The organism is Streptococcus timonensis (assembly GCF_047463455.1).
Classification (GTDB): domain Bacteria; phylum Bacillota; class Bacilli; order Lactobacillales; family Streptococcaceae; genus Streptococcus; species Streptococcus timonensis_B.
Genome location: NZ_JASHDV010000001.1, coordinates 193,012 through 209,084, shown reverse-complemented (window position 1 = coordinate 209,084; position 16,073 = coordinate 193,012). Strand labels below are relative to the sequence as shown.

14 protein-coding genes are annotated in these 16,073 nt (G+C 36.1%); 11 read left to right on the top strand and 3 right to left on the bottom strand.

Features of this window, described 5'->3' with window-relative positions; genetic code table 11:
- The first annotated feature begins 16 nt into the window (after positions 1-16).
- From QM847_RS01085 to QM847_RS01065, 5 genes are all read left to right on the top strand, one after another.
- On the top strand, positions 17-514 hold the full coding sequence (locus tag QM847_RS01085) for a YkgJ family cysteine cluster protein (protein ID WP_414353328.1): 498 nt from the start codon (positions 17-19) through the stop codon (positions 512-514).
- A 211-nt stretch (positions 515-725) separates the two neighbouring features.
- Positions 726-1,769: a glycosyltransferase gene (locus QM847_RS01080; protein ID WP_414353327.1), complete on the top strand. Its 1,044-nt coding sequence runs from the start codon at positions 726-728 to the stop codon at positions 1,767-1,769.
- A complete protein-coding gene (locus QM847_RS01075) occupies positions 1,766-2,677 on the top strand; it encodes a phosphodiester glycosidase family protein (RefSeq protein ID WP_414353326.1) in 912 nt (303 codons plus the stop codon). Before QM847_RS01080 ends, QM847_RS01075 begins: the two co-directional genes overlap by 4 nt.
- Positions 2,658-3,104: a hypothetical protein gene (locus QM847_RS01070; protein WP_414353325.1), complete on the top strand. Its 447-nt coding sequence runs from the start codon at positions 2,658-2,660 to the stop codon at positions 3,102-3,104. Before QM847_RS01075 ends, QM847_RS01070 begins: the two co-directional genes overlap by 20 nt.
- Before the next feature lie 210 nt (positions 3,105-3,314).
- On the top strand, positions 3,315-5,192 hold the full coding sequence (locus QM847_RS01065; RefSeq protein WP_414353324.1) for a glucosaminidase domain-containing protein: 1,878 nt from the start codon (positions 3,315-3,317) through the stop codon (positions 5,190-5,192).
- 170 nt (positions 5,193-5,362) lie between these two features.
- On the opposite strand, the gene QM847_RS01060 is transcribed toward QM847_RS01065, so the two are convergent.
- Positions 5,363-7,264, bottom strand: a complete 1,902-nt coding sequence (locus tag QM847_RS01060; protein WP_414353323.1) for an Ig-like domain-containing protein — start codon at positions 7,262-7,264, stop codon at positions 5,363-5,365.
- A gap of 414 nt (positions 7,265-7,678) precedes the next feature.
- Between QM847_RS01060 and QM847_RS01055 the strand changes: the two genes are divergently transcribed.
- The 6 genes from QM847_RS01055 (at position 7,679) to QM847_RS01030 (ending at position 13,030) form a co-directional block, all read left to right on the top strand.
- Complete coding sequence (locus tag QM847_RS01055; RefSeq protein WP_414353322.1) at positions 7,679-8,371, top strand: YjjG family noncanonical pyrimidine nucleotidase; 693 nt, start codon at positions 7,679-7,681, stop codon at positions 8,369-8,371.
- Positions 8,372-8,441: 70 nt separating this feature from the next.
- Positions 8,442-9,197, top strand: coding sequence for a DUF4336 domain-containing protein (locus QM847_RS01050; protein WP_414353753.1), 756 nt, complete (start codon positions 8,442-8,444; stop codon positions 9,195-9,197).
- 13 nt (positions 9,198-9,210) lie between these two features.
- Complete coding sequence (locus QM847_RS01045) at positions 9,211-9,864, top strand: uracil-DNA glycosylase (protein WP_414353320.1); 654 nt, start codon at positions 9,211-9,213, stop codon at positions 9,862-9,864.
- A gap of 9 nt (positions 9,865-9,873) precedes the next feature.
- Positions 9,874-10,338: an NUDIX hydrolase gene (locus QM847_RS01040; RefSeq protein WP_414353319.1), complete on the top strand. Its 465-nt coding sequence runs from the start codon at positions 9,874-9,876 to the stop codon at positions 10,336-10,338.
- Positions 10,339-10,350: 12 nt separating this feature from the next.
- Positions 10,351-11,622 carry a dihydroorotase gene (locus QM847_RS01035; protein WP_414353318.1) on the top strand — a complete coding sequence of 424 codons (1,272 nt, stop codon included), beginning with the start codon at positions 10,351-10,353 and terminating at the stop codon, positions 11,620-11,622.
- Between the two features lie 64 nt (positions 11,623-11,686).
- A complete protein-coding gene (locus QM847_RS01030) occupies positions 11,687-13,030 on the top strand; it encodes an MATE family efflux transporter (RefSeq protein WP_414353316.1) in 1,344 nt (447 codons plus the stop codon).
- A gap of 74 nt (positions 13,031-13,104) precedes the next feature.
- Here QM847_RS01030 and xerS read toward each other — a convergent pair whose 3' ends face one another.
- Together xerS and QM847_RS01020 are read right to left on the bottom strand one after the other, a co-directional pair.
- A complete protein-coding gene (xerS, locus tag QM847_RS01025; RefSeq protein WP_414353315.1) occupies positions 13,105-14,175 on the bottom strand; it encodes a tyrosine recombinase XerS in 1,071 nt (356 codons plus the stop codon).
- 347 nt (positions 14,176-14,522) lie between these two features.
- Entirely contained in the window at positions 14,523-16,073 is a 1,551-nt protein-coding gene (locus QM847_RS01020) for a chloride channel protein (RefSeq protein ID WP_414353313.1), read from the bottom strand.

Genomic DNA, 16,073 nt, shown 5'->3' with positions numbered 1-16,073 from the left:
GGATGTTAAAGAATCTATGTCAAAAGAAATCGATATCGAATACTATCACCAATTAGCATTACAAAAACAAAAAGAGCATCGTAAATTTCTTGGAAATCTGAAAAAGAAAGCTCCTAAAAATTTAGATAAGATTGCGCTAGAGATTCACCAAGAAGTGTTTTCAGAAATTGATTGTACAGCCTGTGCCAACTGCTGCAAGAGCCTTGGACCGGACTTTAAAGAAGCAGATATCACACGCATTGCCAAGTACTTTAAAATGAAATTACCAGCTTTCGAAGCTGAGTTTCTCCAAGTAGATAAAGACGGTGATAAAGTCTTTAAGTCAATGCCTTGTCCCTTCTTAGGTGGTGATAATCTCTGTTCTATCTATGATGTACGTCCCAAGGCTTGTAGAGAATTTCCACATACCGACCGAAAAAAGATTTATCAAATCAATAATCTGACTATCAAAAACACTTTAACCTGTCCTGCGGCCTATCTCTTCGTTGAGAAATTAAGAGAAAAATTAGAGTAAATTTTCTATTTTATAATAAATTTTATCCTCAAGTAGACTTGCTATTTGAGGATTTTTTGTATAGTTATTAACCTTGAATATTTTTACTTGCTAGAGAAAACCTATCCTTATCTTAAAGTTTTTTTAAATTTATCTTAAAGAAAACTGATATAAGTTATCTTTAAGCGATGTTCTGTATAGTTATTCCATCATCAAAGAAAGAGGTATCGATATGAACTATATAGTCATTCCAGCTTATCAACCTGATAATAAACTTATCACACTCATCGAAAAAATTCACGAAAAGAGTGATTTTCATATTCTAGTTATCGACGATGGTAGTTCATCAAAGTGCCAAAAAATCTTTGATAAAGCTGAGCAATACGCTACAGTACTCCGTCACCAAGTAAATAAAGGGAAAGGACAAGCGCTTAAAACAGCCTTTTCTTATATCCAAGAACAAAACATTTATGGAACAGTAGTCACAGCAGACGCAGATGGTCAGCATAAGATTTGGGATATTTTCCGTACGGCTAACAAAGCTTCTGAAAATCCTAACAAACTTATCTTGGGTGTGCGTGCCTTCACAGGTAAAGTTCCCCTCCGTAGCCGTTTTGGGAATAGCTTGACAAAAGCACTCTTTAAATTACAAACAGGAGTAGGAGTAACAGATACACAAACAGGACTTCGCGCTTTTACAACAAATCTCATTCCTTTCATGTTGAAAATAGAAGGTCAACGTTATGAATACGAAATGAACATGCTTCTGGAAGCAAGCAGACAATATGAAATCTTAGAAGTGCCAATCGAAACTATCTATATCAACGATAATGAAGGCTCCCACTTCCGTCCGATTAGAGATGGGTTAATGATTTATAAAAATATTTTCAAATTCGCCTTGTCATCATTCAGTAGTTTTCTTGTAGACTACCTTGTCTACGCCATTGCAATCTTGTTTTTATCAACAGTCCCAACTGGTTTACGGATTTTTCTTGCTAATGGATTAGCCCGTGTGACTAGCTCGATTTTTAACTATTCAACCAATAAAAAACTAGTCTTTAAAAACGAGGATAGTCTTGTGAAAACAGGGATGGGATACTTCGGTCTGGCAGTAGGACTCTTTGTCTTAGACACGCTACTGATTCGTCTCTTCTTTACAGTCTTTGGTATCAACCTTCTGATTGCCAAAGTTATCGTCGGCATCCTTCTCTTCGCTGTCTCTTGGACAGTGCAAAAGAAATTGATCTTTAAGGAAAGGACATCAACTGTATTATGAAATTTTTAAAGAAACCATATGCTTATGCCTCGATTCTCGGTTTACTCTTGACAGGATCCTTTAGTTACTCAATGTTGAAAACTTTTGTACTCGCTGAGACTATTTCGACAGTAGCAACAACTAATACAAGTTCTAATATAGCTCAAGCTAGCCAAGCAGCTAAAACAGCAACAGTAACAGACTCAAGTTATAAGGATGATAATATCTCCATCAATTTAACTGAAACAACGGTCAATAATACGCAAGTCTACGTTGCAGATATTACAGTAAGCTCATCAGATTATTTAAAAACAGCCTTCGCTCAAAATGCCTTCGGAACCAATGTAACTGCAAAAACTTCTGAAACCGCTGCTGATAACAATGCTATTCTAGCGATCAATGGAGATTACTATGGAGCTAACTCTACAGGATATGTTATCCGTAATGGAGTCGTCTATCGTGATACTGTACGAGAAGATTCTAGCAATGGTGATTTAGCCATTTATAAAGATGGTTCTTTCAAGATTATTTACGAGGATCAGATTTCAGCTGACCAACTAGTTAAAGATGGTGTTGTCAATCTCTTGGCTTTTGGCCCAGCTTTAGTTGAAAATGGTGAGATTGCAGTAGGAACAAATGAAGAAGTTGGCCAAGCTATGGCTTCAAATCCTCGTACTGCGATTGGAATCATTGATGAAAACCACTATATTATCGTAGTTTCCGACGGACGTACATCTGAAAGCAAGGGTCTATCCCTGTACCAAATGGCTGAAGTTATGAAATCATACGGTGTAAAAACAGCTTACAACCTTGATGGTGGTGGATCATCTACGCTTTACTTCAACGGTCAGGTTATTAACAAGCCAACGACTGGAGGCAATAAAATTTCAGAAAGAGCGGTGAGTGATATTGTCTACATCGGTTATTAATCCTAACAAAAAACGCTTTAAAAAAACTGTCATCTCTTATACACTAATTACGATTTTCTTCTTTGCTTTTTCTAGAATTTATGAAGCATTTAGTTTCGGGGAAGTTTCCCTTCATATGCACTATTTATTTGCAGTACCTCTTCTAGGTGGAATTATTTTAGCAGTATTACTTAAGACGATTCCTCATTTCTCTCGTATTAGTCTTAATTTATGGAATTCGGCTGTAGCGATTATTACAGCAGGCACTCTTTTCCGTGGAATTGTCAGTTTATCGGGACGTTCAACAACGTTAGATGCGCCCTATTGGTATGTAGGAATTGCGTTTGCAGCACTATCTATCGTATCGATTTTTTTAAATCCAAATATTTGGAAGAATTCTTCTAAAGCAAGCAAAACAAAACTCAAAGAAGTCTATAGCAAGGTATAAACATCATTAATAAAAGTAGTCATACAGCTCATGTACGACTATTTTTTTACGTTTGTTTCTAAAATATTTTAAATAGATTACAAGTTTCTTTCTTCACCCAAAATGGCTTTTATATTTAAAATAATAATGTATAATATAATGGATAATATCCCTATTAAAATAATATCTAGGAAAAATATATAGAAAGACAGTATTTATTAGGAGTTTAGAATGAAAAAAGTAATGTTGATATGTGCGCTTTCCTTGTCGGTAGCAAGTATTTCACAATCCACTATTTTTGCTGATGAGTCTAATGTTACAAATAAAGATGAACAAATTACAACATCAGTCATTAGTAGTGAAGCTAAGGAGCAAAAAGAAGAAAATAAAAGTGAAAAGGAAGCTTCACAAACTACTGTAAAACCTGAGCAAGATACAGAAAAGGAAAAAGATTCCAAAAAAGAAGCTGAGAAAGCTCAGCCAAAAGAAAAAGTATCTGAGGTAAAAAAAGAAGGTTGGCGACAAGAAAATAGTCAGTGGCTTTTTTACGAAAATAATCAACCAGTGATAAATTGGAAAAAGATTGGTGGAGTCTGGTACTATTTCAATCAAAATGGTGTCATGCTTAGTAATACAGTCTTTGATGATTATCTTTTTAGCAAAAGTGGTGCTTTAGTAGAAAATGCATGGGTAAAACTAGGTGACAACTGGTTTTATGCTAATCAAGAAGGTAAAATCTCTCGAGACAAATGGGAAAAAATTAAGGATATCTGGTACTACTTTAACCAAGATGGTGCTATGCTTAGTGAAACAGTATTTAAAGAGTATCTTTTCCAAAAGAGCGGGGCTTTGGCGGAATCTTCTTGGTTAAAAATTGCTGACAAATGGTACTACGGGGACACATCCGGTAAAGTGATAAGAAATAAATGGGAAAAAATTAAGGGTGTCTGGTATCATTTTGATGCTGTTGGCATCATGGAAAGTGACACCTGGAAAAACAAATATTACCTTAAAAATAGTGGTGCCATGGCTTCATCTGAATGGATTTTTGATCAGAAATACAACAGCTGGTTTTATATAAAATCTGATGGAACATATGCTGAAAATGAGTGGCAAGGAGCCTATTATCTTAAGTCTGGCGGTTACATGGCTGTAAATGAATGGATTTATGATAAAAACTATAATGCTTGGTACTACCTAAAGGAAAATGGTGCATATGTAACTGGTACTTATAATATAAAAGGTAAAGATTACACTTTCCATAGTAATGGAAAATGGATTTCTGATCAATCTACACATTATAAAGTGAAACCAATTACGGCTTATATTTATAGTGAATCAGGTACACGTCTGAGCTATATTAACCAAGGTAGTATTGTTACTGTCACTGGTTCTGAAACTCAAAATGGCAGAATACCAGTTCAAGTTTCTGGTTTGTCAGGTTACATGAATAAAAGTGATTTAACATCAGTTAGCGCTAGCAACGAGTTCATTCCTCATTATACTAGTGATGGACACTATGTATATCATGAACTGTCACCTTATTCTAGTATTCGTGTTGCACCACATCATTCGTCAATGACAGTTGGCAAAAAATATTATTCTGCAGATGGAATTAATTTTGACAACTTCACAATTAATAATCCATTCCAATTTAGAGATTTAAGTAAACCTACTAATTATACTGCTGAAGAGTTAGACAAAGTATACTCTCTTATGAATATCAAAGGTAGTCGTTTAGCTGGTAAAGGTGCCATCTTTAAAGAAGCAGAAAGACGGTATGGGATCAATGCTCTTTATCTTATGGCTCATAGTGCTCTAGAAAGTTCATGGGGACGTAGTCAAATTGCAAAGGATAAGAATAACTTCTTCGGTATCGCAGCTTATGATTCATCACCCTATCAATCAGCTAAGAGCTTTGATAATGTCGATAAAGGAATTTTAGGAGCTGCTAAATGGATTAGACAGAACTATTATGATCAAGGTAGAACTCACCTAGGAAACAAATCATCTGGAATGAATGTTCTTTATGCCTCTGATCCTTATTGGGGAGAAAAGATTGCTAGTATCATGATGACTATCAATAGTAGACTCGGTGAAAAAGACTAAAATACAAAAACGATAACTAAACTGATTAAGTTATCGTTTTTTATACGTATTCTAGTTAAGTTATTTATATAAAATGTATAAAAGAAATGCAAAAGGATTTACTTTAAAGTAAATCCTTTTAATTTTGGAATGATTAAAGACTAAAAAACTAAATCTTATCTTCTATATGCCTAATTATTTTCAGTTTTACGAGCTTTTGCAAGAACCGTAATAGAAGAAACTAGAACAAGTGAACCAAGAACTAGCATAAGAGTTCCTTTGCTCTCCCCAGTGAATGGAAGTCCAGGCTTTTCTTCAGTAGTAGTTACTGTTGTTGTAGGTACATTTGCAGTTGTTGTCGTTGTCTTTCGTTCTTCTGTGGTTGTAACAGTAGTAGTCGGAGCTTCAGTAGTAGTTACAGTAGTCGTAGTTGGTGCCTCAGTAGTCGTAACTGTAGTCGTAGTTGGAGCTTCAGTAGTCGTAGTTGGTGCCTCAGTAGTCGTAACTGTAGTCGTAGTTGGTGCCTCAGTAGTCGTAACTGTAGTCGTAGTTGGTGCCTCAGTAGTCGTCACTGTAGTCGTAGTTGGTGCTTCAGTAGTAGTTACAGTAGTTGTAGTCTCTTCAGTAGTAGTTACAGTAGTTGTAGGTTCTTCTGTGGTTGTAACTGTAGTCGTAGTTGGTGCTTCAGTAGTAGTTACAGTAGTTGTAGTCTCTTCAGTAGTAGTTACAGTAGTTGTAGGTTCTTCTGTGGTTGTAACAGTAGTAGTCGGAGCTTCAGTAGTCGTTACTGTAGTAGTTGTAGGTTCTTCTTTAGTATTTACAATGGTTTTTGTTACCGCATGATCACTTCCGAAATCCTCAACATTGACAATTGTATCAGCATCTTGAATAATATATCCTGAAGGAGCTTCAATCTCAGTTAAGATATACTTGTCTTTCAAAAGTTTGTTTACAGCAATATTACCATTTTCATCTGTTTCAAACTCACCAATAACTTGATTATTGGCTTGACGAACTACTTTAAATTTGGCTCCTTTAAGTGGCTGGTTAGTATCATCAACCTTGTGAATATTGATTGAGTAAACATAACCAATACCAGCTCCACCAGCTATTTGAACAGCAGCAGCATTGCTAGCTTCTTTAAGGACAATGCCCTTACCTTTCAAAGTTACATCATTTTTCAGCAACTCACCATCTACAGGTTGATAATTCATTCGAACTTTATAGGCGATACGATACTGATCTTGTTCAGTGATATCTCCTAAATCAATTACAAATGAACTACCATCTTCAGAAATTGTAATAGTATGTTGGTCAGTTACATCAGTTCTATCTGTAAACTGCCATTCACCTTCAACAAATGCAAATTTACCCTTTATAACCTTAATACTATCTTTAATGTAGGTTGCATTTGTAAATTTTAGGTGATCTTCAATTGTTGCTTGTTGAATATTCTCTCTTGTACGGTTAACGGAGATTGTATACTCAACCGTTTTATAATCTGTATTGTCTACCCAGCTAGTTTTAGTTAAAAGTCTTGGGTTCCCATTTCCTATCCCCTTAAAAGTGATTTTACCAGCAACTTTAGTTTCCTTGTTGATGGTAATTTCTATCGGAATTTCCCCTTGCTGAGGATGTTTTTTAAAATCTACTCTCGAATAGAAGAAGAATGAACCATTAGTATCTGAGTGTTTTTCAACATAGTCTGTGTATGTTATTGAAATAGATTTATTATCAGCACTTACTTTGGCATTAGCTATGATTTCGTTCGTATTAATGTCTCGAATCGTAAAAGTATCTGAAGTGATGATTAGAGCCTCAGGAACAGTTAGAACTGTAGTATCACCAGCCTTGACGCTTTTACCTGACAAATCATAAGTAGCATTTATTCTGAAAGTAGCCCATTGTTCCAAATCCCAAGTTAGGTTACCACCTTCATTGTTAGTGACATTGACACTAGTAATTGTATCAACAAACTTTCCAGATACTGATACTTCAGGACTTTCAGCAAAAGTTTTACTGTAGCCTAATGAAAATAATGTAGTTAGTAAGCATATAAAAAATGCAAATATTCTTATTTTTTTCTTATTCATATTTCGCCCTTTCTATTGAAGATAGAGTATAGTTAACGATTGATAGATATAGCACGATAAATATCGTAGACAGACAACTGAAAAATTATAGGAAAATTTTTAGACAAGCAACTTATCGCCTCCTCCAATCTATAAATAAAAACCATCCTTTAAAGTGAATTGTATCACAATAAATATTATAGGGCAAATAATAACACAAAATAGTAAGAAATTTCCGATAAATTTTTAAAAAAAGAAAAAAGATTGTTCATTTTTTACAAACTTTTAAACTAATCTAATCTATACAATGTTAATGATTTAGTTTAGATATGAACTTAGTTTTAGAAATAAGATAATCAATATGATATACTTAGAGCTAAGAATTGTGAAGGTATTTTTACAATCATTATTTAGAAACTTTAGGATACTATTTTTATGACTTACAAATTTTTACTTTTTGATCTCGATCACACTTTACTAGATTTTGATAGTGCCGAGGATATAGCCTTAACTCAACTCCTAGAAGAAGAAGGAGTAGAGGATATCCAAGCGTACAAGAATTATTATGTACCTATGAACAAAGCACTTTGGAAGGATTTGGAGCTAAAAAAGATTACAAAACAAGAACTAGTCAATACTCGTTTTGCAAAATTGTTTGCTCATTTTGGCATTGAAAAAGATGGTGCCTACTTAGCAGAGCGTTACCAGTTTTTCTTGTCTAAACAGGGACAGATTTTCCCAGGTGTGGAAGAATTATTAAAAAATTTGATACATCAGGGCTATGAACTCTATGCTGCGACAAATGGAATCACCTTTATTCAGACAGGTCGTTTGGAGCGATCTGGTATTGCACCATTTTTCAAGGAGATTTTCATTTCAGAGCAACTCCATACTCAAAAACCAGATGCTGAATTTTATGAGAAAATTGGATCCCGTATCCCTAATTTTGATAAAAAAAATGCCCTTATGATTGGTGATTCTTTGTCAGCTGATATTCAAGGTGGAATTAATGCTGGTATCGATACTATCTGGTACAATCCGCATCATTTGGAAAATAAAAGCCTAGCCCAACCAACTTATGAAGTCGACTCTTATCAGACGTTGCTAGAAATCTTAGATAAATTGTAAAAAGTGGTTTAGATAGCCACTTTTTGCTATAATAGAGACAGTATAAATGAAGGTGCGGTAGCAGTAAATGATGTCTAGGCCAATTCTTTCTCTTTATGAACCGTTGTATTCACTAAAGGAAGTTGATCAAAACATCTGGATAGTAGATGGTGATTTGATACAAATGGACATGAAGGTCTTCAAACTTCCTTTTCAGACACGTATGACGGTGATTAAGTTAAATGATGGCAAACTTTGGATTCATTCTCCTATTGCGCCAAATGAGAAACTTTTTACTGAACTGGACGCTTTGGGCAAAGTCGCTTACCTGATTTCACCAAATAAGATTCACTACGCCTATATTGCAGATTGGAAACAAAGATATTCTCAGGCGCAAGCATGGTCTAGTCCAGGAGTAGAAGAGAGAGCGGAAAGTCAGAAAGTCAAGGTTGTATTTGATGCTCCCTTAACAGATAAGGCTCCTGACCTATGGTCTGATGAGATTGATCAACTCATTTTTAAGGGAAGTTCAGTTATCGAAGAGGTGGTGTTTTTTCATAAATCAACTAAAACACTGATTGTAACAGACCTCATAGAGAATTTTGAACCGAAAAAGATACCTAGTCCAATCCGCAGAAGATTCTATCATTTAGCTCGTGTAACATCCCCTGATGGACAAACTCCTATCGATTATCGGATGACTTTTTTAGGAAGACAAAGGGAAGCAAAGACTTCCTTTTCCCGTATATTAAACTGGAAACCTGATAAGATCATACTTGCACACGGTTTATGCTTTTTTAAAAATGGTACGGATGAATTAAGACGTGCTTTTCGATGGATACGGTAAAGGAGAGAAAGCTATGCAACACTCATCTTGGCATGCCTTGATTAAGGAGCGATTACCTGAGGGGTATTTTGGAAAAATCAATCACTTTATGGAGCAGGTTTATGCTCAAGGAACTGTTTATCCTCCTAAGGAAAAGGTTTTTCAGGCTCTTTTGACGACTCCGCTGGAAGAGGTTAAGGTCGTGATTCTGGGCCAGGATCCCTATCATGGACCTGGTCAAGCTCAGGGATTGAGTTTTTCAGTTCCTGATTCAATCCCAGCACCGCCTTCGCTTCAAAATATTTTAAAAGAACTTGCGGATGATATTGGGGTAAAACCGTCACATGACTTGACCTCTTGGGCCAAGCAGGGAGTCTTGCTTCTGAATGCTTGCTTGACTGTCCCTGCTGGCCAGGCAAATGGTCATGCTGGTCAGATATGGGAGCCTTTTACAGATGCTGTGATCAAGGTTGTCAATAAACTTGATAGACCAGTTGTTTTTGTCCTCTGGGGTGCTTATGCACGCAAGAAGAAGGTATTAGTAACTAATCCTCAACATCTGATTATTGAATCAGCTCACCCGAGTCCCCTTTCCGTTTACAGAGGATTTTGGGGTTCCAAGCCTTTTTCCAAGGCCAATGCATTCTTAAAAGAAACAGGACAAGAGTCAATTGATTGGCTTAGATAAGGAGAGAATATGCCTCAGTTAGCGACGATTTGCTACATTGATAACGGAAAAGAATTACTCATGCTTCATCGAAATAAAAAGCCTAATGATGTCCATGAAGGAAAATGGATCGGTGTAGGTGGAAAGTTAGAGCGTGGAGAAACTCCACAAGAATGTGCTGCACGTGAGATTTTGGAAGAAACAGGGTTGAAAGCTAAGCCGGTTTTAAAGGGAGTTATCACTTTTCCTGAATTCACTCCTGACCTGGACTGGTACACCTATGTGTTTAAGGTGACGGAGTTTGAGGGTGATTTGATTGACTGTAATGAAGGGACTTTAGAATGGGTTCCCTATGATGAGGTTCTAAACAAGCCGACTTGGGAAGGGGACCACACCTTTGTAGAGTGGCTTTTAGAAGATAAACCATTCTTTTCAGCAAAGTTCGTTTATGATGGGGATAAGTTATTGGATACCCAAGTGGATTTCTACGAATAAAGGAGTAAGAAGATGCTAATAATCAAAAATGGTCGTGTCATGGATCCCAAGTCTGGTTTGGATCAGGTTTGTGATGTCTTGGTTGAAGACGGTAAAATTCTTAAAATTGCACCACAAATTAGTGAAGAAGGTGCAGAGGTCATTGACGCAACTGGTCTTGTAGTTGCACCCGGTTTGGTGGATATCCATGTTCATTTCCGTGAACCTGGTCAAACTCACAAGGAAGATATCCATACAGGTGCACTAGCAGCAGCAGCTGGTGGTTTTACGACAGTTGTCATGATGGCTAATACTAATCCAACGATTTCTGACGTAGAGACTTTGCAAGAAGTTCTCCAGTCAGCGGCTAAGGAAAAAATCAATGTTAAAACTGTGGCAACTATTACCAAGAACTTTAATGGCCAAGACTTGACTGACTTTAAGGCGCTTTTAGAAGCTGGAGCCGTTGGTTTTTCAGATGATGGTATTCCTCTTGAAAGCAGTAAAGTAGTCAAAGAAGCATTTGAAACTGCTAAAAAGCTTGGATCCTTTGTATGCCTTCATGAGGAAGATCCAGGCTTGAATGGAATTCTCGGTTTCAATGAAAATGTTGCTAAAGAACACTTCCATATCTGTGGAGCAACAGGAGTGGCTGAGTATGCTATGATTGCACGTGATGTTATGATAGCTTATGCAACTAAGGCTCATGTCCACATTCAACATTTATCTAAAGAAGAGAGTGTCAAAGTTGTCGAGTTTGCTCAGAGTCTAGGTGCTCAAGTAACAGCAGAAGTAGCACCGCAACATTTCTCTAAAACTGAAGCTCTTCTCTTGACTCAAGGAAGTAACGCAAAAATGAACCCACCTTTACGCTTGGAATCAGACCGCTTGGCAGTTATCGAGGGACTCAAGTCAGGTGTCATTTCAGTAATTGCGACTGACCACGCGCCTCACCATGTCGATGAGAAGAATGTCGAGGATATCACCAAAGCACCTTCAGGTATGACAGGACTTGAAACTTCCTTGTCACTTGGTTTAACTTACCTAGTAGAAACTGGGGAATTAAGCTTGATGCAGTTGTTAGAAAAAATGACTGTTAATCCAGCTAAATTGTATAATTTTGAAGCAGGTTACTTAGCTGAAAATGGGCCAGCCGATATTACCATTTTTGATGCTAAAGCAGACCGTATCGTAGGATCACATTTTGCTTCAAAAGCATCTAACTCACCATTTATCGGTGAAGAGTTAAAAGGTCAAGTCAAATATACTATCTGTAAGGGGCAAATCGTTTACCAAGCAGATTAAAACTTTATAACAGAATTCTAACTATTTAATATCGTTATTGTATGGTTAACTAGAAAGAGCAGGTATGTATTCAACACAAAATAATCAAGAAAAAATTATCTTATTTTTAAAAATCTTTTTTCCCATCTTGATTTATCAATTTGCTAATTATTCTGCGTCCTTTATAGATACAACCATGACTGGGCATTATGATACGCTTAACTTAGCTGGAGTCTCTATGGCAACAAGTCTTTGGAATCCCTTTTTTACATTTTTAACTGGGATTGTTTCTGCTTTGGTGCCAATTATCGGACAGCACCTTGGTCAAGGGAAAAAGAATGAAGTTGCATCGGATTACTATCAATTTATGTATCTATCCCTTGGATTATCTCTCATACTTTTTGCTTTAGTATTTCTAGCAGCTCCAGTCGTTCTTCATCATATGAGCTTAGAGTCTGCTGTTGAAAATGTAGCGATTCGTTATCTACGTTTGTTAGCCATTGGCATTATCCCACTTTTATTATTTAGTGTAGTACGTTCGCTTTTAGATTCCTTAGGATTGACAAATCTTTCCATGTACTTGATGCTTTTATTGCTTCCTCTAAACAGTGGATTTAATTATTTGTTGATTTATGGCAAATTAGGATTTCCTGAGTTAGGTGGAGCTGGGGCAGGACTAGGAACTTCACTGGCTTACTGGTGCGTCCTATTCATTTCTCTTTACGTTATACAAAAACAAGAGAGGCTCAAGGAGTTTAAACTAAATAAAATTTCTCCTTTAAATTTAGAAAAGATAAAGGAAGGTATCGTCTTAGGATTACCAATAGGTGGTACTGTTTTTGCAGAGGTTGCTGTTTTTTCAGCTGTTGGCTTAATAATGTCAAAATTTTCATCTTTCATTATTGCCAGTCACCAGTCGGCTATGAACTTTTCTAGTTTAATGTACGCATTTCCTATGAGTATTTCTACAGCTATGGCAATCGTAGTCTCTTACGAAGTTGGTGCAAAACGATTTAATGATGCTAAACAATACATACGCATAGGTCGTTTACTAGCATTCATTTTTGCTGGTTTAACTCTTTCTTTTCTTTATTTGTATAGAGAAGCAGTAGCAGGACTTTATGGTCAAGATCCAGATTTTATCGCCCTAACAGCAAATTTTTTAACCTATAGTTTATTCTTTCAACTAGCAGATACATTTGCAGCTCCTCTTCAAGGTATTTTGCGTGGTTACAAGGATACAGTTATACCATTCTATCTTGGTATTCTAGGTTACTGGGGAGTAGCAATACCCCTTGGTTTGGCTTTAGATTTCTATACTTCATTAGGAGCTTATGCTTATTGGATTAGCTTAATTGTTAGCTTAATTATTAGTGGTATCCTATATCAATGGCGCCTGAAACACATTTTAAAGATAATTTCTCAATAAAAGAAATCTGTCTAATATATCAAAAAAACCTAAACTTAGTTTAGGGTTTTTTCGTAATTTAAATTATGTAAAAATCACAAACTATCTAAAGCATTTTTTTGTTCGTCGTTAACAATATGGGTATATAAGTCTGTGACTTGTGTGCTTGCATGTCCAAGTTGATGGCTGACCAGAACCTGTGATTTGGTTGCATCATATAGACGAGTTGCCAGGGTATGGCGAAGTTTATGGGGTGTTACACGGACTTTGAAATCTTCAGAATACTTGGCAACCATTTTTTCTACGCTAGAAGCATCAATTCGATTAGGAACACCACGATAAAGGGTTAGGAATAAAGCGGTATCTTTTTTTTCTGTCTTGTACCTTTTATCTCGAATGGCAAGATATTGTTCAAGATATGGTTTTGCAAATGCAGCAATATTAACAGAGTCTCGTTTACCGCCTTTTCTTGTGACTTCAATAACCATCATCTTAAGGTTCAAATCTCTTAAATCAAGATTGACTGCTTCAGATAAACGAACTCCTGAAGCCAAAAGTAGTGCAATAATAGCTAAATCACGCTCTTTATTTTTATTAAATGAAGATAATGCGCGATTTGAGAGACTTTTAGGATATTCCAGGTCTATATAATTTAAAAAACCTTCAGTTTCATCTCCAAGAAATAGTTTTTGCTTAATATTCTCAGCTCTAGCTGCTAAGGTTTCTTTCTTTTTCTTGGTAGCAACCTTTTTCATGACATTTCGGTAGAAATAAGGTTCCCCTTGTTCATTTTCAACCTCTTCAGTTAAGTACTTATAGAGACTAGAAAGGGCAGAAAGGGTACGGTTAATCGTTGTTTGGGATACACCTTGTTTAGTTGTATTAGCATTAAGTAAGGGTCTTTCCCGTAAATATAGGATAAAAGATTCTAGATCTTTTTTTGTTAAATGCTCCAAAACGGATAAAGGAATATTGGCCATAGAATCAGCATCTGAGATACCAGACTCCAAGATCCAGGTAAAAAATCGGTCGTATTCCTTTAAGTATTCATATAATGTTGTAAAACTATAAGGAACAGCCAGTTTAGATTGATAATATTCCAACACGTACCAAGGCATCAGTTGTTTAAGTTTGTCGATGCGTTCCAGTAAAATCTCACGTTTCATCTATATTCTCCATAAATAAGTCTACTAGTAGTATAGCATAGCTATATATATTTTTCAAGAAAATTATAGTTTTTCGGAAAGATATTATAGGGGAGATTTAGGAATGTTCAAATAAGCTATACAATTCTAAAAACCGTCTAGATCCGCTAAGTGAATAATTGATTATTAATTTATTGACTTAAAAATTTCTAAAGCTTCTACAGTTTAATCGATTACAATATCAAAACTCGATACCATTATTTAGGAATCGAGTTTTGATTCATTTGATTTGGTCTATCATTTTAATTACTAATTTTTGACCAACTATATATACGGAGACATAACATAAGTTATGTAAACTACTAATTCTACAACAATAAATCTCTAACATCTCCAATTTCATTTTTTGGAATGACGAGATGTATCATATCTCCTAGATACATTCTTGTTGAGCCATTAACAGTTTGACTTTTTCCATTATGGATTTGTGTTGTAATGAGGACATTTGCAGGTAAGTTAAGCTCATGCACTTGTTTACCAGCTATTTTTTCAGATACTGGGATTTCTATTAGGGTGACTTCTCCATGATCATCTACTTCTTCAGGAAGCATTTTTTCTAACATGGCTTCATATACTGGAGCTCCTTTTAGTAAATCCATGATAATGTATGCCACCAATGTTACAAGACCTAGGGGCATAAGATTACGAATATCACCAACCATTTCTGTTACCAGAATTATTGCTGTTAAAGGAGCTTTAGAAATAGCGCCAAAGTATCCGCTCATACCGAGTATGATGAAGATTGGAAATTGTTCTTGACTAATCAAACCGAAATGAAGACAAATTGTACCAATTAGTGCACCTAAAAGTGATCCAAGCGCTAAAATTGGTAGAAAGATTCCTCCTGGAAGTCCACTTCCGTAACTAATCATACTCCAAATAAATCGAATAATAAAGTATGCTAACAAAGCCTGAAATGTAAAGCTTTGCTCAGTTAATGAAAGAATTAATTGATTGCCTCCTCCTAAGATTTGAGGGAGATATAATCCAATTGGAATGATGAGGATAAAAGCAAGTAAAGGGTAATAAGCTCGGTCCAGATGAAGGTGTTTTCCAATCCAATCATAGATCAGAGAAACATTTAGGACAGCCTTTTCGTATAGATAACCTGATACACCTAGAATAATACCCATCACTAGATAAATCCAATATTGATCTAGGCTCATCTGAGGAATATGGTCAGGCATATCTAAAACAGGTGTCAAACCAAACATTAGAAGTGAAACAAAGTTTGCTACAAGGCTTGCTGCCAGTGTGGAAACCCAGAAAAATCTTGAAAAATGGTGATAGACTTCTTCTACAACAAAAAGGAGACCAGCTATAGGGGCGTTAAAAGCTGCTGCAAGTCCAGCTACGGCCCCACTTGCTATCAGTGATCGCTCTTCAACAGGGCTAGCTTTTAACCATTTGGCAATTCCTTTTCCTCCTACGGCACCTAGCTGAATACTGGGACCTTCACGACCGAGCATAAGCCCACTTGCAATGGCCAAAATACCTAGAATGTATTTCTTCCAGAGGACACTCCACCAATTGAGAGACATGAGACCTTTTAACTCCGCTTCAACTTGAGGAATACCAGAACCTTTAATATCCTTATCCGAACGGGTCAATCTTGCACTTAGAAAGATTATAAAAATATACATAATTAAAATTATGAATAAATCAATGACCCAGTTCGACTGGTTTTTATATAGGTGTTGGACAAAATGGAAGGTTTCTTCGATAAAGAACCGGAATGAGCCTACAATAACTCCAACTATAAGACCAACTAATATTCCTCGAGCAACCTGTGACAAGATAGAGCTCGAAGCAAACTCAAATTCATTTTTTGACCTCAGTTTACGTGATGATTCCTCCAT